The sequence below is a fragment of the Paenibacillus sp. FSL M7-1455 genome (assembly GCF_038004655.1).
GTDB lineage: Bacteria > Bacillota > Bacilli > Paenibacillales > Paenibacillaceae > Paenibacillus_AQ > Paenibacillus_AQ cookii.
In genome coordinates this window covers 1176221-1198145 of the sequence record NZ_JBBORO010000001.1, presented here as the reverse complement: position 1 = coordinate 1198145, position 21925 = coordinate 1176221, and the positions used below count along the sequence as shown (strand labels likewise).

The following is a 21925-nucleotide window of genomic DNA, read 5'->3' as shown; positions in this document are numbered from 1 at the left end:
GAAAGCTCCCCTAATGTTATTTTATGCTGGGAAGTATTCGACACCGTTCATTTCCTTTCCTTCCAGAAAAACCCCCCGAGATTCAGAAAATATTCAGAAACGGAAACATCTCAGGTCATTAACGTTTCTTCTTTATTTAATTGCTCCCAATCATTAATAGCCGCTACACTTCCACGATCCCGACGGCCGTATATGGATAATCAATCTGTTTCTTCACAACATCGGCCGCTTCTTTTCCCGCAAACAATTCCGTGATAAACAGTCCTAGATCGATGGATGTTGCTACTCCCCCGGCCGTGATGACGTTGCCATCCTTTACAATCCGCGACGGGACCACCTCTGAACAATAGGGCTCCAACAAGTCATATACATTCGGATGGGTCGTTGCTTTCCTGTCCTTCAAACATCCCGCCGCTCCCCACAACAACGAGCCTGTGCATACCGATACTTTGTACTTCACCGGTTCCGCTGTCTTGATCCATTCGATGAATCCGGCATCATCCTTAAGTTTTCGTGTTCCCATTCCTCCCGGAATAAAAACAAGATCATATTCGGATAAATCGGGCTGAATGACATTGACCTTTACCTGCATGCCAAGCTCATCCGTTACCACCCCGGTGACACCGCAAATGTCCCAAGTCGTTCCTTTCGTCTTGTCAAAAAGGTTCAAACGATAAATAACGTCATAAAATCCGACAAAATCAAGGAATGTCACTCCGTTGAACAAAACCAAGGCCATCTTCATCGAACCAACCCTCTCTCCATATATTCCCGTGCCTTCAGATCCAATGGTTATCATCGTTACGCCTATGCCGTGCCTTGCAAAAAAAGAGCCTTTCAGGCTCCCTTTCAAATGATGCGCTCCATTCAAACCTTCCTGCCGATATAAAGCAGATGCGAAGCAGTACCCAGCAAATAGGGATTTTCGGATTCCTGGATGACGATGTCCAAAACTTGGCGATAGGCCTCATCTCCCTGCCGGCGCCAGTAGTCCCACTGTTCCGGCGTCATGGCACTCGCAACGCTGCTCGAGCCGATCAATTTTACGGATTCAAACCCTTGGGACTCCATAAACGGATTGATCTCGGCGATGTCAAAATAATAGGCCCCGGTAAACCGTCCTTCGTCCGCGTGATCGAACGTACCGGTTTGCAAAAACCGGCGGATGCCTTCAACCGTATGGTTCGGTTTCCAATGCTCGGGCTGCATGAGCGAATTCATGAAAAACCTTGTTTTGGACATCACTGCGACAAACACGAGTCCGCCCGGCTTCGTTACCCGATGCAGCTCCTTCACGGCGCTAACTCTGCCCTCTTCCGTCTGCAGATGATACAGCGGCCCAAGCATCAGCGCGGCGTCGACATGTTCATCCGGCAGCATGCTTAAATCCCTGGCGTCGGCGGCATAAAAACCTTCAAACTGATCCAGGACCCCGAATTCCGCGGCTTTCCTTTTGGCGGCGTCCACCGAACTCGGCGTCAAATCCGTCAGCGTCATCCGGTACCCGAGCTTCGCCAGCTCGACCGCATATTTTCCCGGCCCGGCCCCGTTATCCAAAATATGTCCCTGCGGCGGCAACATGCTTTGGATATGATGAAGGTTGATGATAAATTCGATCGGCTCGCGGTCGAGCCGTCCCCATTCGTCGAAACGATCGTAATATGCGATCACGTTATTCATGCGGCTGCCTCCTTTTCTACGTCCCGTTCACCCGCAAATGCCTCGATTCTTGAATCCGTTTTTGGATGTCCTCCAGCTTGCGCCGGTATTGCGGCCGATCCGGTTTGATCTTCACGAGCAGCCGGTACGCCCACAATTTCAAATATCCCCCCACATGGGTTTCGGCCTTGCGCTCATCGTAGAAAAAACGTTTTTTCATCTCCAGCCACTCCCCTGGAAAAAGTTTATTTAACCCTTGCCACAACCCTGGCGATGGAAGAGTCGGCCTGAATGTAGAGCGGCATCGCGATGACTTCTTCCTTCCGCTCCCGTTACCAACCGAATTTCTCCTTGATCATCCGAGCGACGGTTTCCGGACCGAGACGGGTATTGTTGATCCGCAGATAATGGGGGTGCGTGATTTCCCCTTCCAGGGAGTTCAGCCGATAATTCTCCATCGTTTCCAGCAGGTCCCGCTCGGAGAATTCCAGATCGCGTTTGGTCGGTTTGTGGGCCAATCGGTGAGGGCTTTTGTTCCGGGCAAGCCGCTCGTTTACATCCGCTTCCAGCTCGACGTAATAGACCGTACCGCCCTGCTCTTCGAAAATACCGCTGATGTGCTTGATGTAATCCCAATCGCTCGGCGCATCAAATGCCCATACAAACGTAAAAATCAGCCCGGCCAAATCGCTTTTGGCCACTTCCTCGAAAATCTCCTGGCGGAACAGCCCGACCAGCCGTTTCCCGGGAGCCGATCCGTAGCTGAAAAAGTTGGAAACGAGGTCAATCGTCATATGGTTGTGGAACAGCTTTAAATCCGTGATTTTGGCGAGCTCCTGCCCCACCGTCATTTTTCCGACGGCCTGCGGCCCGAATATAATGACCAACTTCATGCGTTCGCACCCCTTTTACTTCAATCTTTTTACCCGGTACCAATAGGAATAGATTTGGCGGTAACCGAGCTTTTCGTACAGCCTGTGGGCGGGCGGATTATGCTGAAGAACCTGAAGATAACTTTGGGTCGCCCCGTTTTCTTTTGCCCATCTCAGAATGTTCCGGATCAGCTGCTCGCCGTATCCCCGGTTCCGGTGCTGCTCGGACGTGACGATATCAAACAAACCGACCATGTGGTCCTCGATGACGCCAATGCCGCAGGCCACGGGAACGGCCCCTTCATACAGCGTAAAACATCCGGTTTGCAGCACCGTACCGGACAGCATTTTCGCGGTGACGGCAAGATCATGCTCCGACAGCTTGGGATTCAGTCTTGCCAAGGTCTCCAGCCATGCGGAAGTCGGCGCTGCGAACACTTCGGCGTCCGTGAGAAGAGGTTTTGCCGATCCGTCCAGATCCTCCAAAAACATGTTGCAGGACGGATCGACAAGCGTATATCCTCTGGATTCAAGCGCCCGGTCCAATGAAGGAGGACCAAACGACGTGACTTTAAACACGGTCGGCAGCCCCGCCTTGGCGTACAACTCCTCGCATTTGGCGATTTTCCGTTCAAGGCGTTCTTCGTCCCGGTTGTACAGCGCGTTCACGGAATTGGACCGTTTCGTATACCCGTCGGCAAAGCGGAGCAGCCATCCGCCATAGACCAGCGTTTGCAGCGCGGGCCAGGCATTAAGCGAGTATTCTTCGATCTGCAGTTGCAATGGGGCCACCCCTTTCAAAGGAATTGGTAGCATCATACAACAGGATGGCAAACCTGCTCAAGCATTATTTTGGGTCAACGTCCGCCGCCCAGTTTCCGTTCCGGAACAGCGCCTCCATCGTCCCGTCCTCCAGTTCGGCGTCGATCCGGAGTTCAGGCGACCCGATCATAAAATCCTCGTGAAACGGGCTGACGTTTGCGCCGCTGAGGAGCAGTTCTTCTTTCGAGTAACCCGTACCGTTGGTCATATTGGTCGGATACGCGTTGCCTAAGGCAAAATGGCAAGAGGCATTTTCGTCGATGCCGATGTTGTAGAACAGCCTGCCGGTATTCGAGATCGGGGAATCGTAAGGAACCAGCGCCACTTCGCCGAGATACCGGGCCCCTTCATCCGATTCCAGGAAACGTTTCAGCGTTTCATGGCCGACTTCGGCGGCGAAATCCGTGACCCGGCCTTCCTTGAAGGTCAAGCTGAAGCGATCCACGATCTGTCCGTTCAGCAAAAACGGTTTGGTGCCGGCCACCACGCCGTTTGTTCCGGTCCGCAGCGGCATGGTGTACACCTCTTCCGTCGGCATGTTCGCCACAAACGGAAAACCCGCTTGCGTGAGCTGTCCGCCGCCTGCCCAAATATGGTCCGGATGAAGTTCCACCGTCAGGTCCGTCCCGGGGGCTTGGTAATGAAGTTTGCGGTAACGTTTGGCGTTCAGGAGATCCGCCCTCCGTTTAAGGGCCTCGATATGCTCCCGCCAGGCTTCGACCGGATCGACCGCTCCAATGCGGCTCATGGAAAAGATCGCTTCCCATAATGCCGGCACCCGGCTTTCGCCCGGCAATTCCGGATACGCCGCATCTGCCCAGGCCCGGGTCGGCACATTGACGATGCACCAGTTCAAATAGTTGCTCCGCACATACCCCAGATAGGTTTGCCGGGCTGCGGCGGCAGCTCTGCGGGAAGCGGAAAGCTTTGCCGGATCCACCCCGTCGTACAGATTCGGATCCTCTCCATCCAGCAGAAGAACGGCACCGCCGGATTCGGCAAGCTGTTCCATCGAAGAAGCGACCCATGTCGGATAATAGTCGAAGGTGGCCTCCTCCGCTTCATCAAAACGCAGCCGCGTTGATACCTCGTCCTGCCATGCAACCTGGACATACCTGGCTCCTGCCCGGTAGGCTTGCTTAACGACGAGGCACGTGAATTCGATCGTTTCGATCGGCGATTCGATGTACAGGACCTGCCCGGCCCGCAGGTTCACGCCTACCTGAATCAGCAGCCTGGCGTAGTCCTCAAGTTTTTGTTCGAATGTTTTCAAATCCATCCCTCTTCCTTGGTTTAATTCAAAATGCGGATATGCTTGATTTGCGTCATGATCCTGTCGTATTTCTTGCGCAAGCTGCCGCGCGGATCGGGCATCAACGGAATGTTGACCGCTGCCGCAATGGTCTCCGCCACTTCGGAAATCGTCATGTCGTCCGTCTGCAGCTGCCGTTCGAATGCGGGAAGGGAAAGCCCTTCGATGCAGCGGTCGATCTGCCGGGCGGCCCAGGAACGGCCGTTTTCTCCGCGGCTCCGCAGCCTTTTCAGCAGCGTCTCCCTGGCGGCGCAAAGCGCAAAATGATGAACGGCGATCCCGTCCCGCCTCAATCTGCCGACAATGTCGTCAAAATATTCCGGATTCACGATCGTCATCGGAATGATCAGCGTTCCGTCGTATTCCTCGTGGATGTACTTGATCATGCCATAGTTCGTGTCGCGCCACGCCTTGTGGTCCTGGAAATCGCTTTTGGCCATGGATGCGGGGACGTTTTTGCGTATAAAATAACCCGCGTTCTCCGGATCATAGATATACGAATTCGGAATCCGCCGGTGAAGCTCATGCGCCGTTTGCGTCTTTCCCGCGCCGAACGCGCCGTTTACCCAAATGATCAATCTTGTTCACCTCATCCCTCGCTATTCCAAATATAACTTCATCGGTTGCCCTTCCATGACGATCGCGGTCAGCCCCTGCTCCGTTTGCGTCCCATGCGCGTTATGGTAAGATTCCGGCTGCCGTGCGCCCGATGGCTTTGCCCTTTTCGCTGCCGAAACGATATATTTTCATGTGATTCGCTCCCTTGGCTGCACCCATTTAATAAACCGCACTCTCCACATCCGCCACCATGGTGACTGATGTGCCCACGACGCCAGCGTCTTCAAAACCGAAACGCCGGTACAGCTTAACCGCGGCCTCGTTATTGGGGTCAACGCTTAACGATACCCGGGAAATCCCTCTCTTCTTGAGTTCATCGAAAAGCGCCTTCATGAGCGCCGTCCCGATGCCCTGCCCCCGATAAGACGGCGAAATCGCCATGCCGAGCTCCGGCACGTCCGGACCGACATACCCATACCCTCGGTTGCTTTCGTCAAACAAACGCGCCGTGATCGTCCCCATCGGCTGTCCGTCATCCGTGACGGCGATCCATCCGATGTCGCCCGGACGCCCCCAATGCTCCGCATATTTGGCGATCGCCGGGTCCTGCAGAATCTCCCTTCCGAACGGTTTTCCGCCTTCCGGGACATAAAGCGATTCATACAGCATATCCCACATGAAAGGGACATCCCGCTCCGCAATAGGTCTGATCGTGTAATTCATCGCCGCCCCTCCTTTTTTTGTCTTGTTTTTCCTTTTTTTGAGGCTGACACGATCATAACAAATGCCTTGGGATAAAAATAGCCGTAAACGAAGCAGAAAACGCCTTCCTCATAAAGTGAAAACCTGAGCGACAGCCGTCCCGCGATTCTTTGATAGCCGCATGGCTGCCCTAAACGGCCCTTGCACATATAAAATATAAAGGCTGGCGAACAAAAAAACGCCCGTTCCCTGTTACGTTAGGGTTCGAACGTTTTGCCGGGCGGTGTGCCGTCGCTTTTTCGCGTTGGCCATTTATTCGATGGCTTCTCCAAAGATCCCCTGCCGCATGATCCTCACGTTTTCTTTATGGCGCTCCATCAAGCTCTTTGATCAAATATAAAACCAGGTCGTCATCGACCATGACGCTTTCGCCCGGCTTCACCTTTACGTTTTTATAGGTCAAACCCTGTCCGTCCAATACGTACCCGCGTTTCGTATACATCCGCTGTGCGTTTCCGTAATCCTCGTACAAGCCGACGCCGAGGCCGATTCGGGAATGCTCCCTTGCCGCGATGCGCTCGAACTCGTCAAACATACGGCTGGCGATGCCTTTGCGCCGGAATTCCGGGAATACGTTCAGGTCGTTGATCTCCGGAATGCGCCGTTCCTGAAAATACGGATATTTGGACTGATAAATGAGATGGCAGCATCCGGCCAATTCCTCTCCGCAAAAAGCCATCAGCGTGACCCGCTTCCCTTCCCGGTTCTCCTGCAGGCAGCGCTCGAAATAATCCCCCTGCCGGTACCAGCCGTAGCGGGTGAATTCCTGATTCAGCATCGCCGCCTCCGACGGATCGGTTAACGGCTTTATGGTAATAACGTCACTCATTCGATCACCTCATCTCGGCTTTGCATGTGGGCAGTCCCATGGTTGGCCGTTTATTTTTCCAAAATGACAAGCGAATACGCTCCGGTAGTCTGGCCCGTGCCCATCGGCTTTTGGCTGTGTACCTTCCACCCTTCGGACAGCAGCCGGTTCAGCTCGTCGAGGTTATTCCGTTTTTCCGTCCAAAAGTAGAGGATAAATGCTTTTTGCATGCCGTTTCCCTCCTTCGCCATCATGTATATGCCGTGAACCGCCTTAATCACTTCCATATGCCGCCAAAAATCCCTTTAAAATTGCATCATGAAAGATATGGCCCGGTGAACTGGAGATGGAGGATCGGCCAACCTCTTTCAGAAGCACTGCCATGATAAAAAAGGCCGAGGGCCGCGCACCCGACGATGCCGCAAGCCTTCAGCCTTTTTAACTTGATGATATGGATCAAATGACAGCAGGTCTCAAAACATCAGTTACTTCAGTCCGCGATGCATCGCGTCAAGCAATTGATGGGTGTCGTCGCAGCCGTATTCCCAGAACATGATGCCTGCCAGGCCGTTGTCTTTGACATAGCCGCATTTATGCCCGATCGACTCCTCGTCGTCATAGGAAATGAGGCTCGAACCGTTGAACAGGTACGGCGCGCGCGCCTCTTCGTCCCAATAACGGGTGTAGCCGTTTTTGTTGATATATTCTCTCGTGAGCGTCCCGAAATCCGGTCCGTACCCGCCGGTCGTGCCGGCCATTTGGTGCAGCCCGTTGTTGCGGTCCGGCACTTGATGCCAGACGCGGGAGTAAAAAGCGGCCCCGATGACGATTTTTTCCTTCGGCACGCCTGCGCGCATAAACATCTTCACGGAGGCGTCCGTGCTGATGCGGAACAAATCTCCCGTCGGCGTGTACAGGTTCGTATGGTGGCCGGTCAGCACCTGGAATCCGCCGCGCATATCATAGGTCATCAACTGGACGAAATCGAGATATTTCTGCACCACGTCCATTTCGGTGCCGTCCACGTAATACTGGTCCGCGCCCGCCGCGATGGTCAGCAGGTAATGGCGCCCGTCTTCCGCGCCTTTGCGGTCCAGCGCCTCGCGGATCGTCTGGAGCAGCAGCGTGAAATTCCTTTTGTCGTCCGGGCTGGACGCGATTTCGGCTTCCCCGTAACACGGATATTCCCAATCCAGGTCGATGCCGTCGAACGGATGGTCCACGATGGCTTGAACCGCCGACTCCGCCATGCTTTGTCTTCCCGCTTCGGTCGAAGCCGCTTCGGAGAAACCTCCGGCGCTCCAGCCGCCGACGGACAAAACGATGTTCAGCTCCGGATGCTCGTCCTTGATCTTCCGCAACACGGCCGCGTTTTTCAGATGGGCCGTCGAAATCCGGCCGTCCACGACATGGCCGAAAGCCACGTTGAGATGGGTCAATTTCATGAGGTCTTCCCGCGTCATGTCAGGAAGCTTGGCGTCGACGGCGTAACCCGCGACGATATATTTTTTCTCGGTCATTCGATTTCACTCCGATTCGTAGTTTACTGCCATACGACGGACAAAACCTGCAGCGCTTCCTTGCCGGTTCCGATTTTATAACCCGATGCCGTATAGCGAATTTGATCCTGTGCATCCAGCACGAACAGATGCGGGTAGCCTGCATCCCGGGCGGGGGACTGGGCAATGAAATCCGGCAGCGCCGCGTAAGAGGCACCCCGGACGAACACGGTGCCGGACGGCAGGTTCGGGTAAGCCGCCGGATCAAACGAAGCGGTCCACTCGGCATTGCCGATAATTAGCACGATCGGTGCGCCAAGCTTCGCATACGGCTCCGCCAGTTCGCCGATTTCGCGGAACAGATGTTTCGTCGGCTCGCGCTCCGGCTCGATCCAGGCGACGATGGCCCCGGAGCCGCCGATCAGCTCGCCAAGCGTTGCATCGGTTCCCTCCAGCGTTGTCAACGCGCTGGTGCGGTCGATCTTTCCGAGCACCGGAACGTCATGTTTCGCTTGGCGGTACGTCAGGACAACGTCGGTCGTTTCCCCTGCCGTGACCTTGAAATAGGCGAAACGCGCTTGCACCGTGCCGTCCTTCAGGCGTACGCCCGAAGTCAGCCGGTAAAAGCCCGGCTCCACCTCGAACGGCTCGTCGTATACGTCTTTTTTGCCGTACGGATAGACCAGCGTCTTGTACCTGCCGTTCTCCAGACGGGCAAACGTGAAATTTTCGTAATACGAAGCTTCGGCCGTTTCCGGCGCAGCCTCCGGATCGCGCAGCAGGCGCAGCGACCCCCATGCCTTCGTTTCCTCTTCCTGCGGCGCATGCGCGGCAAACATGGCGTCTTTCCATGTGCCGCCTTCGAGATATTGCGGCTTCAGCTCGCTTGGATGCAGGCGGGCCGGGATGCCCAGGCTCCGGCATGCGGCGACGAACAAAATGTCGAGCGATACGTCATCCCCGTGCATCAGCTTGAACGTGCCGACCGGATTGCCTTTGCCCTTCAGGTTTTGAAGGTCTTCCCGCACAGCGTATCCGTCTTCCAGCTTGCGGACAAGCACCGAAGGATCGGCTTGGATCGCCGCGGCATCGGCCGCAAACGTCTCTTGGAAAAAGCGCTTATACGGCACGATCATTTCGTACAACACGCGCGGACAAAGCACGTACGATACGAACGTCGTTTCGTCCAGTTCCCCGCGCTGCGCCAGCCCGCCGATCAGATGATCGTCAAGCGAAGGGCGGAAGGTGTCCACCAGATCCTTTTCGTTCAAGCTTTCCAGCAGCCGCAGCGGCCATTCGCCGTATTCCCCCGAACGCTCGCGGAGAAAAGCGGCGATTTCGCGGTCGTTGCCGCGAGCCTTGCGCAGCACGTCCCACACCCGGTCTGCCGGCAGCCCGAATTCCGCGGCGAGTTCCGTCGCATCCGCTTCGGTCAGGAACGTGGCTTCGTAATTGGTCCGGATCTTCGTGCCTTCTTCCAGACGGCGGTTATGCCTTTGGATGCTCTCTTCGGATAAAGCTTCCGCTTCGTCTCCTTCGCGCTCCGGCGGCGGAACCATGTCGAGATCCAACGTTCCGGAAGGCTGCTCCGCCTGATCCAAAACCAGTTCGATCCGGTCGCTTTCGGCCACGGTCACTTTGCGTTCGCCCCACACGCCGTCCCGGACGGCGCGAATGAGCAGATCGCCGTAGCCCGTCTTGAACGAAGCCTCTCCAAGTTCATTCGTCGGAATCGTGGCGATCGGATAAAACTCGGCCATATTGTACAGCTCGAAGTGCACCTGTGCCCCGCTGACCGCCTTCCCCTGGCGATCCTTGACGGCGACCGTGATCGTCCGCGTCGGCGCATAGTTTTCCAGCAGGTTGATTTCCGTAAACCATTCATCGGCAAGCGTGATGTCTTCCGGACCCGGATAATCCGCGTAAATCCGCGTGTTGATCAGCATCGCGCGCCGGGCCGGCGGACTGAACCAGCCCTGGTTCAGGCGGGCTTCCGGTTCGCAGGCGCCGAAATAATACCATTTTCCGTCGGCCCAAGCCTCGACCCAAGCATGGTTGTCGTCGCAATGCGCCCAGCGCGGCGTGTATACTTGACGGGCCGGGATGCCGATGCTGCGCAGCGCGGCAACCGCCATCGTCGATTCCTCGCCGCAGCGGCCGCGGGCGTTGCGGATCATCGTCAGCGGCGAAATCGTCCGGAGATCGCTGCCGATGTAAGTCGCCTTTTCATGGCACCAGTAGTTCGTTTCCAGGATGGCATCCGCCATGGACAAGGATTTCGTGCGTTCCGCCAAAGCTTCGTGCAGGATGCCGCGGGAATCCTCGATATTTTCGGTATTGACCCGGTACGGCAGGACAAAATGCAGGAACAGATGATCCGGCACGCGCTCCCCCCAGGGCATTTCCTTGCGGATCGCAAGCGTCGTACGCACATGGTTCAAAAACAGCGCACCGTCGTAGTCGGCCATGTCGTTGACCGGCATATACGCGTACAAGTACTTAAGCGCCCAAGTCTCTTCTTCCGTCAGTTCTTCCTGAAAAATGCCAAACAATTCCTGTTCCCTTGCCTTGGCCATCCGGCGTTTCTCGCCGAACTTGCGTTCAATCAGCTCGATCGCCGCCTGATCCAGCGAAAAAGCAGAGGTCTGCATCGTCATTTCCGTTCCTCCTTCCACAACTTTCCGTCCTGCCGGATGCAATATACCGCCGTTCCGTCCGCCGAAGGGGCCGTGATCTGGAACAGGCTCCGCGTCGTCTCGATGACCGGTTCGATGCTCCAGACATCATCGCCCTTCAGATGCTCCATCTCTTTCGCGAATTCGCCGCGTGCCTCGAAATGATTGCGCTGGCGGTAATACAGCTTGCGCAGCTCCCACTTGATGCGTTCATCCCGCGGCAGCTCGAACGTATCCGGCCCGTCGGCATCGGCAAACACCACATATCCCCAAAGCTCCGGGTAATGCATGTTGATGATGCCCATCGGCGACCATACCCAGTTGTCTTCCGGATAAGGCTTGCCCGTCCCGGGGTTGATCACCTTTTCGTATTTTCCGTTCCGAACCTCGGCCTGCCACTCGACGCGGGAGAAATTGACGCGCCAAAATTCGCCTTTGACCGGCGCACGGCCTGCGGGCGCGCATTCCTTCAAGATGTTCCACGGAATCGCTACTTCGACGCTCCACTTCCGGTTGTCCGCTTCGGGATTGTTCAGTTCCCCGTCGATATGCACGGCCGTTTTCAAACCCCTGATATCCCAGCCGTTCACCGGAGGTCCGCCGTCGCGGTAAGGCTGCACGAGCATCAGATCCCATACCGTATTCAGCGCGTTGATCTCGAACTCGTAATATTGGTGCGTATCCCCGTCGGGATCGATGAAAATTTCAAAATCGTTGTCATAAAAAATGACCGATTCGCGTTCCGTGAGCGTCGCCCAAATCTGATCCTCGATCAGCTCCGCCCCGAAATAAAAATATTCGTCGTCCCAGAGCATTTTGACTCGGGTCGCTTTCGCCGGCTTCGGACGCAGGTCGCCTTCGATGTCGACGAATTCCTCCGTCCAGGCCGCGGTTTCCCAAAACGGCTTGTCGAGCCTTCCGTCCAGTTCGAGCGGCCCGGCCGCCCGGCGGCAAATATAATGCTTCGGAGCGTATTCGATCTTCGGTTCAGGCACTCCGCTTAAGTTCATGTCGCTTCCCTCCGGCAGTTCATGATTTGATGTGGATTTCAACCTCGTGCGGGCGATACACCGAAATGATCCGCCCTTCGCCGTCCGCCGCGAACAGGACGGATCGTTCCCGTTCCAGTCCGAATGCGTAGGCCACGCCCGTGTCGGCATCCTTCACTTCAATGTTCGTATCCCAGGCATATTCCGATACGAAAACGTATAAATATCCGTCCCTGAATTTCAGCTTGCGGCCGTATACGCCGGGCACATCGCCCCGGATCCATTCAAGGCCGCTTTGGCAGCCTGCTTCGTCAAGGGCGTACCGGTACAGCGCCGCCATCGAATCCGTTCTGTCGTTTAATTCGATCGGCAGCGGGCACCAGATCAACCGCCCGTTGCCTAACCGGATATTCCGGACCGCGTCGCCCGCGGCCGGGGCATCGGCCGCTTCAACGGTTCCGCCGCTCCGGGCCTCCTTGCTTACTTCCGCAATCCGGCGTTTGCCGTAAGATAACGGAATTTCATGCCCGTCCACGTTCAGCAGCTCTTCGCGGCGGACATTGCAAAGCCGTCCTTCCCCAAGCACATCGGTCAGCCGCTCCGTTTTACGCCAGTAGGCGTCGATGCTGATCGGCCCCGTCACAAGCAAGGTGGCTCCCGTGCGCTCGACGATGCCGAGCAGGCGATCCCAAGCGGCATCGTCGAAATTATGGGCGCTAGGCAGCACGATCAGCTTCGCCGGATCCTTCTCCAGCGGCTCGAGATCATATTCCGATACGCCGCGAATCGGCATGTTCAGTTGGTAGGAGAACACGCGCGTCAGGCGCGTCGTCGCCTCGTACGCCAGCTTGCGGTTGGAGAAATCGTTCGAGTAAGGAAAAATAACGGCCACTTCCTCCAGTTCGCGTTCCTGGAACAGATCCCGGATTTCACCCATAAACTTGCCGAACCCGTACGAGACGTCGGTTTCCGGCTTTTCCGTCCCGTCCGCCCGGAGCGCGCCGATATGCGACTCGTTGGCATTGTCCATGTAAAAATTCGTATTCCAGATCCAATGGATCGCCCCGGCTCCTCCGGTCGCGAAGGCATAAGCGTATTTGCGCTCCAGGATGCTGCGCAGCTCCTCCTCGGTTCGTTTGGCCCGTCCTTCCGGCGTTTCGACGTACATGATGCCGGTTTCCTGAATGACGTTCGGCTTGTCCGCCGTTTTCGCGAATACGCCGTCCCAGACCAGGTCGTCGTTGAGCCACCACGAATGGACCGTCGTATAGTCGACCGCCTCCTGGTAGAAAAACGGCGAAGGACGCTGCGCGCCTAACGCTTCATCCTGCCCGACCGTGACGAGCTGATCCGGACTCAAATTTTTGATCTCTTCGTATAACTGCTTTGCCCACCGATTGTGCATGTCCATGGAGAACAAGCAGTAGTCGAGCCACCGCGTGCCTTTTTTCTCCAGGATCATGTCCTGCACGTCGAAGTTGATCTCCTGCGGCCCGGGAATCGCCGCCGCCTGAAAGCTCGGCAGCTGCTCCGGCGTCATGTTCCAGCGCTCCTGCAGAAGCTCGATCCGCCCGTGGCGTTCCTCGAGCCAGGCCGAGAAAGCCGCCCGCTCGAACCGGTCGCCGCAGGATCTCGGTCCCGAAGCGAAGATCCGTTTCGGATCGAACATCGAAGGTTCGTTGATCAAATCCCAATCGACGTTGCTCGTCGCCCGGTGGCGATGCACGATGGAACGGATGAACCGCTTTTGCGCTTCCACGCTTTGCGGGTCGAGATAAGGGTTCGTGCCTTCCCAAGTTTCCGGCGTAAAAGAGAAGAAAGTGAACGTCAACTGCAGATCATGCTTTTTGGCGGTGAGAATAAACGCGTCGATCGCGCGAAGCACTTCTTCCGAAGCATGCCCGTCCGCCTGCATCACGTTGCGGTAAGCGGTCCAGAGCCCCGTCCGGATCCAGTTGATCCCGGCCTGGGCCATCTGCGCCATATCCCGGTCCCAAACATCCGCGTTCGGCAGGAACAGAAATTTGCGGGCCACGTCGGAGGCCATGTAAGTCATGCCGACGATCGGCAGCGGCCGTCCGTCCTTCACGAAATAGTCGCGGCCGCAGCTGACCGGGCTTCCCTTCGCAAGGAGCTCCGGGTCGTTCCCCCAGAAGCCGTGACGGAGCATGCGCGTCTCCCCGTCTTCGGAGGTCGCCCGGCATACGACGCGGTAAAGCCCGCTTTGGATGTCCAGCGGCACCGGAATGCGGACGAAATCCAGCGATTTCGTCACTTCGGCGCCGAAACGCTGCACCCAAAACTGGTCGCCTTCGTCCTGCTCCACGGTGATTTCGAACGTCCAGCGCTGATCCGAAATCTCCGCCTCATTCGATTTCGCGATCCGCTGCATCTGCAGCGTCAGCACCGGATGTTCGCCCGGCTCGTAAGCGGCATAGTTGGTTTTGATCGCAAGCTCCGTCACCGGTTTCGCGCAGAAGGCGCTCCATTCGGCTAACGCCTTGATCCCGCCTTGGTCCCAGAACGAAGCGGACGGAGGCAGGTTGACGAATAGCCATCTGGAACCCGCAAAGTCGCCGCGGGAATGTTCCCATAAGACGACGGGAGCCGCCACTTCCCGTCCTTCGCCGCTGATCCCTTTCAGAAGCGGGTAGACCTGCGTGCTCATCGTTCCGGCCGAACCCATTTCATGCGGAAAATCGCTGTTTCGGGTCGTATGCGGCACCAGATTCCACGTATCCCGAATCTCGAAAAGCGACTCCCGGCCGGCCAACAGCGGAATCTGACCGGACGCAGCAAAAGACTGCACGGGCCCTGCGTTCACGGGCAGCGTTTCGTGGATAAACAGCTCGCGATGGTATGCGGTTTGTTCGGCTTCAGGCGTCCAGCCTCCTTCTTCGCAGCGAACCGGGACTTTGAAAGGCGCTCCGCCAATGCTGATAAGCCCCCCGCCGCGCCGCAGGAAGGCGTGAATCTCCGGCCAGGCCGCTTTTGGAAAATACGGCGCGTGCAGATTGACGAAGCAGCCGTCCCGGCTGGAGCCGAGAGCTCCGGCCAGATCCGCCGCGCCGACGACCGTGCCGATCTGCCGCAAGGCTTTGACGGCCTGATCGTCAAGCCCGGGGCTGCCCGGAAATGCCGAGTCGTAAAATACGATGACGTTCCGGCTCATAGAATCCCTTCTTTCATCGCTTGATGCACGAGTTTAGAGAACAGGCTGTTGGACCATGCAAACCACTTTCTCGTGAAGTTCGCCGGATCGTCCGCATGGAAACCTTCGTGCATGTAGCCCGTGTCCGCATCGGTCGCCTCCAGCATCTCGATCATCGCCAGCTTCTCTTCTTTCGTCGTAGCCGTTATGCCCTGCATCGACAGGGCCATATGCCATACGAACCCGTCCGGCGTGTGCGGGCTGCCGATGCCCTTGGCCGCTTTGCCTTCAAAATAGAACGGATTTGCCTTCGACAGCGCGAAACGTCTCGTGTTTTGATACACCGGATCGTCCGCCGACACGTATCCGAGATACGGAATGGAAAGAAGGCCAGGCGTGCCCGCGTCGTCCATCAGGCAGTAATTGCCGTATCCGTCCGTTTCGTACGCATAGATCGGCCCGAATTCCGGGTGTCTGTAAATGCCGTACAATTGAATGCCATGGTCGATGTCCTGCTCGAGCTTTTTCAGCTCCTTCAGAAAATCCGTGTCGCGGAACACCCATTCCGCAAACTCCTGCATATGGCGAAGGGCGACGACGGCAAACATATTGCCCGGAATGTTGTAATGGAAATCGCAGGCGTCGTCGCTGGAACGGAAGCCGGACCAAACCATGCCCGTATAATTGACCGGCATGCCGAGCCCGTCGTTGGCCAGCGTATCCTGGCGGATGCCGTTATTTCTCATGAAGCGGTACGGAGATTGCTCGACATGGCGCTGCTCCGTCTTAAACAAGTCATAAATCACGCGCATCGCCGATTTGAAGCCGGCGTCGAAAATATCGGTGAGCCCGGTTTCCTTCCAGTAAGCATAAGCAAGGCGCATGGAGAAGCAAAGCGAATCGATCTCAAACTTGCGTTCCCACACCCATGGGGACATTTCGGTCTGATCGGCCGTGTTCCAGTGCCAATCGTTCGCCGACTCGTTAAACGCGTTCGCGTAAGGGTCAATCAGAATATACCGGATATGGCGCTTGATCAAGCCGGACAACATGCGCTGCAGATCCTCGTCGTCTTTCGCCAGCGGCACGTAATGCATGACCTGCTCCACCGAATCGCGCAGCCACATGGCCGGAATATCTCCCGTAATGACGAAGGTCGTGCCGTCGTCCATCAGCTTGGTCGTCGTCTCCAGCGTGTTCGGAAAGCAGTTTTTGAACAGCTTCAGCAGCTTCGGGCGATGCGCCAGCTTTTCCTCCGCTTCGCTCAGGACGTCCTGGACGGCCTTCGGAAGCTCGAAGCTGGTCATTTGGATTTTCGGTAGTCTGAATTGCTCCATTGGAATCTCCTTTAAATAATGGATGATGTGATCAAAAATGCAGGGGAGCGGCACCCGGACCTTTTCGAAAGCCTTTCATCCGGCTGCCGGCCCCAAGCCAGGCTCCCTAGTTATGCGTAACGACTGCTCCGGAACCGCCGTACATTTCCACTTCCTCGTCGAATTCCAGCTTCAGCACGGTTACGTGCTCATGCGTGTCTTCGGCCGTCAAAGGAATCCAGGTCGTTCCCGGAATGTTGAACCAAGGCACGCCGCCGTGGATTTCGTGCGTCAGCTCTTTTCCGGAGTGCAGCACGGTGATCTTTTTGATCGGGTTGCACAACCCCTTCAGGCATATGCTTTCTTTCGGATCGTCGTAGACGAAGAGATACAACGTCTTTTTGTCTTTGGACAGCGTGCTGCCGCCAAGGTAATAACGCGTCATGATGCCTTCCTGCGTGCCGTACACTGCCTCGGCATGCGTGCGAATCCAGTCGCCCAGTCCGAGCAGGATCTCTTCCTGGCGTTCGTCGATCGTTCCGTCTTCGCGCGGCCCGATGTCAAGCAGCATGTTGCCGCCCATCGAAATGCAGTCGCAGAACATGCGGATGATCTGGTTCAGCGATTTATAATGGTTGTCCGTCGGCACGTACCCCCACGACGAGTTGATCGTCGTGCAGAATTCCCACGGCCCTTCAGGTCTCGTGATCGGCAAGCCCTGCTCCGGCGTTTTGTAGTCTCCGTGCCCTTGAAGCCTCGAATTGATGATCAGGTCCGGGTTGAAGGATTTCAGGTAATGTTTGAACTCCGGCAAATTCCACTGTTCGGCGCTCCGTTCCCAGTCCCCGTCGAACCACAGCAGGTCGACCTTGCCGTAATTCGTCAAAACTTCTTTCAGCTGGTCGTTGTTGAACTGCAAAAACTTCTGCCATCTTTCTTCGTCCTGCACCCCGTCCGGCGGGCTCGAAAACCGGTTGACCGTGCTCAAATCGTCCGGCACTTTGCCGCCTTCGTAGACGCTCGGATAATCCGGATGCGACCAGTCGATAAGCGAGTAGTACATGCCGAGCCGGATTCCCCTTTTCGTAACCGCTTCGGCATACTCCTTGATGATATCCCGCTTGGCAGGGGTTTTCTTCATGACGCTCAGATCGCTGTACTGCGTGTCGAACAACGCTACGCCGTCATGGTGTTTGGTCGTCAGCACCGCGTACTTGGCGCCGGATTTTTCGATCAGGTCCGCCCATTTGTCCGCGTCGAATTTGGAGGCGGTGAAGCCGTCCAACTGCTTCATGTATTGCTCGTAAGATATTCTCCCGTTGTAAAAAGACCAGGATTCGGCGACGCCGTCCACCGCATAAATCCCGTAGTGAATAAAAATGCCCAGCTTCGCGTCTTCAAACCATTGTTGCATATATGTTCAGCACCTTTCAGATCAAATGGTCGGCTCTATTCATGCTAAGCCCAATACATCATACGGTTATGTCAAACTTGCGATATTTCTGTCTTATTGGATCCGGAACGCATGCGCGATCGGCGCTTTGGCTTCGCGCTCTTTCGCCGGAAGGCGCACGGCGATGCCGGTGTCCGTCTTGCGGTACTCGAGCCCTTCCGGCCCGCCGATCAGGTCGATGCGGCTGAACTCTTTCTGCAGCGGCAAATGAATCTCTTCCGGAACGGTTTCGTTTTCGTCCTTGTACAGGTAGAACGCATAGATTTTCCCGTCTTTTTGCGTAAACTGCACGTTGCCTACCGAATACGGCTCGCACACTCTCGTTCCGTAGATGCCTTCGCCATGGACCTTCAGCCAAGCTCCCATGCCCTGGATCCGGGAAATCGCCGTCTTCGAAATTCTTCCGTCCGGCTGCGGCCCGACGTTCAGCGCCAGGTTGCCGCCTTTGGCCACGATTTCGACGAGCAGATGAATCAGCTGGCGAACCGATTTATAGTTATCCTCGTAACGGAACGAGAACGCCGATCCCATCGTGATGCAGCTCTCCCATGGCACGTGAAGCGCGCGCTCGGGCAGCGTTTGCTCCGGCGTGATCAGGTTTTCGTAAGGCCCGCCGACCGTGCGGTCCGCCGACAGAAGCCACGGCTGGATTTTGCGAGCCTTTTCGACCACTTCGCCGAGGCGAATGTTCTGATCGCGGTAATCGTTGACCCATCCGGCATCCAGCCACAGCACGTCGATCCGGCCGTAGTTCGTCATCAGCTCCATGATCTGCTCGTGGGTGAATTGCACGAATTGCTCCCACAGCCATGGATATTCCTTCGGATCATAGGTCGGACCGCGCGACGTCGTCGTTCCCGGCCGCATGCCCGGCGCCCAATAATACGGCGAATGCCAATCGGCTTTGGAGAAATAGGCGGAAATGCCGAGGCCTCTCGCCCGGAACGCATTAAAAAGCTGCTTCGTGATGTCGGCGTATTTATGCGTATGGAAAGGGCAATCCGGACCGGTAATGCGGTAATCGGTGGTACGGGTATCCCACATGCAAAATCCGTCATGGTGCTTGGTCGTAAAGTTCAAATATTTAAAACCGTTGTCCGCCGCAAGGTCCGCCCAAAGGTCCGGCTGAAAACGAAGCGGGTTAAACGTTTTGTTCAGATCGAAATACTGCCGCTTCAGCTCCTCGGCATCGATATCCCAGTCGATCTCGTTGCGCGACCATTCTTCGTCCACGTCGCTGAGCGCCCAGGACTCGACCAGGCCCAGCTGGGAATACGGCCCCCAGTGCATCATCAGCCCGAGCTTCTGGTCCTTGAACCATTCGAGCCGCTCCAGAAGAAGCGGATCTTCGGGTTTGACCCACTGCTCCTCGCTGCTGTAGTTGTGCACCCCTTGCACGACGACGGATTCTTCTTCCTCGATCAAATGCTCCTTTTCACTCATGGTCATCCTCCATATCACGATTGGTTTGGTTTCCTTGCAAAAACGGGTGTCACGCGGTTTCCGGCCTTGCCGCCGGATTATGAAAACGCTATCTTTGAGAGATAACTTCTTCGAAGCGGCGCCGATTCCTTCATTCGCCAACCCGAAAATCTTGATTTGCCCGCTTTTTCTTCCGAGGACGCATTTCGAAACTTTCCGCCCCTCTATGTCCAAACCGCCGATTTGTTGGTATCATGGATAGGTACCTGAAGATTATCAGCTGACACAGGAGGCAGAATTGTTGAAACGAAACTACTTTAAATCCAGGCTGTTTTTGAAATATATTTGGTCCTATTTGTTTATCCTGCTGATTCCTCTCGTCTGCATGACGATTTTCATTTATGAAAACGCCGTCACGAATCTCCGTTCCGAAATCGAACAGTCCCGCCTTGCCCAATTGACGCAAGCGAAGGTCATCATCGACGGAAGGATGAAGGAGCTCAGCGAAATCGCGACCCGCATCTCCTACGACAAACGGCTGGCACGTTACCAGGTCCATGATCCGGTCTCCAGCTGGGAGTCGATTCAAGCGCTGGACCAGTATAAGGCCACCAGCTCGATCATCGGCGAAATGTACCTGTATTTCCATCAAGACGATAAAATTTACTCCAGCAAAGGCCTCAACAATTTTGACGTCTTCGCGAAAAACATTCGCTTCAAAAACTGGAGCAAAGATACGCTTTACAGGGATTTGAACGAAGCTACGTATCCGATCATGCGACCGGCGGACATCGTCACGAACCCTTCCGGCGTTCAGGAAACGGTGCTTGCCTATTTGATTCCGATCACGCCGGGAAGCTCCTCCCCTCACGGGACGGTCATGTATTTGATCAAGGAGTCCGAGCTCAGCAGCCTGATCGACTCGATTCTCGGAAGCTACCAAGGCCAAACGTACATCCTCGATAACGAGGGACATATCATGGTCGACAACCGCCAGGGGGAAGCCTTGACCGAAAAAGACGCGCAAGCGCTTTTCGATGATTTGTCGCCCGGCATCCAGGACCGGAACATCAACGGACAAGCTCATTCGATCGTCTCCGTCAAGTCGGAAAACAACGGCTGGAGCTACGTGACGATCATGCCGAGCGCCCAATTTTTCAGCAGCGTTTTGCATGTTCGCAGCTTTATCATCATGCTGTTTATCATCGTGGTGCTGGTCGGCGCGGCCATCGCCGTCGTGCTGGCCCGCATGCAATACCAGCCGATATCCATGCTTGTCGAGTTCGCCGCTTCCAAAGCCGGCGCCAAGCGCCCGGATGATGCTTCCGCCTCGGGCAACGAGCTGGACCGAATCCGGACGGCGCTGCAGGAATACAGCTCGCGCGTCGATTTGCAGGAGCCTTTCGCCCGCAACCATTTTCTGTCCATGCTGCTCAAGTACGGCAGCGCCCAGAGCCTGACGCCCGAACTTCAGGAAGCATTCGATCTCCGGTTCGACCGCACCCATCATTTCGTGATGGTCATCGGCTGGGACGAAGAGAACATGAGCGAAACCGAAAAGCAGGAGCGCCAGGACATGATCGAGCTGCTCGCCCAGATCGAAATTCCGGAGCTGAATGCCCATGGATACGGCGTGGAGCTGTCCCAGCTGAACCAGTTTGGCCTGATCATCAGCTTCAATCTCGGCGGACAGGACGAATTTTCCCATATCCGGCAAATCGTCGAAGCGGTGCGCAGCAACATGCTCGAAACCTTCGATACGATTCCGATGATCGGCGTCGGTACGTGCTACCCGAGCCCGGATCAGCTGAACCAATCGTTTATCGAGGCATGCTCGGCGTTTGAGCTCCGCGTATCCAACGATTACGGCTCGGTCACCTATTTCGAAAAGCTGTCCCAAACGCATGACCAGGAATTTTGGATCCCGAACAACACGCTGCTCAAGCTTTCGCAAAGTTTGAAGCAGGGAAGCTACGATGTGGCAGCCCAGATCGTTCATTCGGCCATCCAGAACCTGCATACGTCCGAACATTCCGCGCTGCTGATCCGCTGCGTTTGCTTCGACCTGCTGAACAGCGTTTTGAAAACCGCGTCGGAGCTCGGCCATCACGGCATGCTTCAGGAAGTCGCGCCGAACATGATTTACGGCAACTCCCTGGACGAGCTGGAACGCAGCCTGCTGAAGCTGTGCGCGCAAATATGCGCGCAGGTCGAGCAGAATACGCAGCAGGAAGAACAGTCGATCATCGATCAGATCGTTGCTTACATCGACGAGCATTACGCGGACAATACGCTCAGCCTGGAGACCGTCGCTTTCGAGTTCAGCATCTCTCCATCCCATGTCAGCCGCTCGTTCAAGGAAAAGATGGGGCTGAACTTCATCCAGTATATCTGGCAAAAAAGAATGGAAGAGGTCATGCATCAGCTGAAAACGACAAGCGATCCGCTGAAGGACATCATCCTTCGGGTCGGTTATCTGGACACGCCGAATTTTATCCGCAAGTTCAAAAAGGAAACCGGTTATACGCCGGGCCAATACCGCAAAATGTTTTCGCCGGACGGCCAAGCCGCATCCGAGTCCGATTTGGACGGCGAATAATGATGAAAGCCAACATCCGGTCGTCAAG

The 21925-nt window shown here is 55.9% G+C and carries 18 protein-coding genes; 1 reads left to right on the top strand and 17 read right to left on the bottom strand.

Features of this window, described 5'->3' with window-relative positions; all coding sequences use genetic code 11:
* Nucleotides 1–163: 163 nt before the first annotated feature.
* The 17 genes from NYE48_RS05615 to NYE48_RS05535 all read right to left on the bottom strand — a co-directional run bounded on the left by NYE48_RS05615 (nt 164) and on the right by NYE48_RS05535 (nt 19319).
* A complete protein-coding gene (locus NYE48_RS05615; RefSeq protein WP_036714191.1) occupies nt 164–745 on the bottom strand; it encodes a DJ-1/PfpI family protein in 582 nt (193 codons plus the stop codon).
* 122 nt (nt 746–867) lie between these two features.
* Nucleotides 868–1680: a class I SAM-dependent methyltransferase gene (locus NYE48_RS05610; RefSeq protein WP_036714188.1), complete on the bottom strand. Its 813-nt coding sequence runs from the start codon at nt 1678–1680 to the stop codon at nt 868–870.
* Between the two features lie 16 nt (nt 1681–1696).
* Complete coding sequence (locus NYE48_RS05605) at nt 1697–1879, bottom strand: hypothetical protein (protein ID WP_340997390.1); 183 nt, start codon at nt 1877–1879, stop codon at nt 1697–1699.
* A 112-nt stretch (nt 1880–1991) separates the two neighbouring features.
* Nucleotides 1992–2552 (bottom strand): AAA family ATPase, encoded by a 561-nt coding sequence (locus NYE48_RS05600; RefSeq protein ID WP_036714183.1) that lies wholly within the window; start codon nt 2550–2552, stop codon nt 1992–1994.
* A gap of 15 nt (nt 2553–2567) precedes the next feature.
* A complete protein-coding gene (locus NYE48_RS05595; protein WP_340997388.1) occupies nt 2568–3314 on the bottom strand; it encodes a GNAT family N-acetyltransferase in 747 nt (248 codons plus the stop codon).
* 64 nt (nt 3315–3378) lie between these two features.
* The gene (locus NYE48_RS05590) at nt 3379–4626 is read right to left on the bottom strand and encodes an aminopeptidase (protein WP_340997385.1); all 1248 of its coding nucleotides are present in this window, start codon (nt 4624–4626) and stop codon (nt 3379–3381) included.
* A 20-nt stretch (nt 4627–4646) separates the two neighbouring features.
* Nucleotides 4647–5243 carry an AAA family ATPase gene (locus NYE48_RS05585; protein ID WP_340997384.1) on the bottom strand — a complete coding sequence of 199 codons (597 nt, stop codon included), beginning with the start codon at nt 5241–5243 and terminating at the stop codon, nt 4647–4649.
* Nucleotides 5244–5442: 199 nt separating this feature from the next.
* Nucleotides 5443–5946, bottom strand: a complete 504-nt coding sequence (locus tag NYE48_RS05580; protein WP_340997382.1) for a GNAT family N-acetyltransferase — start codon at nt 5944–5946, stop codon at nt 5443–5445.
* A 343-nt stretch (nt 5947–6289) separates the two neighbouring features.
* The gene (locus tag NYE48_RS05575; protein WP_036714171.1) at nt 6290–6814 is read right to left on the bottom strand and encodes a GNAT family N-acetyltransferase; all 525 of its coding nucleotides are present in this window, start codon (nt 6812–6814) and stop codon (nt 6290–6292) included.
* 50 nt (nt 6815–6864) lie between these two features.
* The gene (locus NYE48_RS05570; RefSeq protein WP_156124707.1) at nt 6865–7023 is read right to left on the bottom strand and encodes a hypothetical protein; all 159 of its coding nucleotides are present in this window, start codon (nt 7021–7023) and stop codon (nt 6865–6867) included.
* A 255-nt stretch (nt 7024–7278) separates the two neighbouring features.
* Entirely contained in the window at nt 7279–8313 is a 1035-nt protein-coding gene (locus NYE48_RS05565) for a glycoside hydrolase family 18 protein (RefSeq protein WP_340997380.1), read from the bottom strand.
* A gap of 23 nt (nt 8314–8336) precedes the next feature.
* Nucleotides 8337–10949 carry a transglutaminase domain-containing protein gene (locus tag NYE48_RS05560; protein WP_340997379.1) on the bottom strand — a complete coding sequence of 871 codons (2613 nt, stop codon included), beginning with the start codon at nt 10947–10949 and terminating at the stop codon, nt 8337–8339.
* Nucleotides 10946–11977, bottom strand: coding sequence for a carbohydrate-binding family 9-like protein (locus NYE48_RS05555; protein WP_340997378.1), 1032 nt, complete (start codon nt 11975–11977; stop codon nt 10946–10948). The genes NYE48_RS05560 and NYE48_RS05555 overlap by 4 nt, the downstream gene beginning before the upstream one ends.
* 19 nt (nt 11978–11996) lie before the next feature.
* Nucleotides 11997–15128, bottom strand: coding sequence for a beta-galactosidase (locus NYE48_RS05550; RefSeq protein ID WP_340997377.1), 3132 nt, complete (start codon nt 15126–15128; stop codon nt 11997–11999).
* A complete protein-coding gene (locus NYE48_RS05545; RefSeq protein WP_340997375.1) occupies nt 15125–16444 on the bottom strand; it encodes a glycoside hydrolase family 125 protein in 1320 nt (439 codons plus the stop codon). Before NYE48_RS05545 ends, NYE48_RS05550 begins: the two co-directional genes overlap by 4 nt.
* A gap of 106 nt (nt 16445–16550) precedes the next feature.
* Nucleotides 16551–17837, bottom strand: a complete 1287-nt coding sequence (locus tag NYE48_RS05540; RefSeq protein ID WP_340997373.1) for an alpha-L-fucosidase — start codon at nt 17835–17837, stop codon at nt 16551–16553.
* A gap of 93 nt (nt 17838–17930) precedes the next feature.
* Complete coding sequence (locus tag NYE48_RS05535; protein WP_212949219.1) at nt 17931–19319, bottom strand: alpha-L-fucosidase; 1389 nt, start codon at nt 19317–19319, stop codon at nt 17931–17933.
* 280 nt (nt 19320–19599) lie between these two features.
* On the opposite strand from NYE48_RS05535, the gene NYE48_RS05530 reads away from it, so the two are divergent.
* Entirely contained in the window at nt 19600–21897 is a 2298-nt protein-coding gene (locus tag NYE48_RS05530) for a helix-turn-helix domain-containing protein (protein WP_340997372.1), read from the top strand.
* Nucleotides 21898–21925 lie beyond the last annotated feature (28 nt).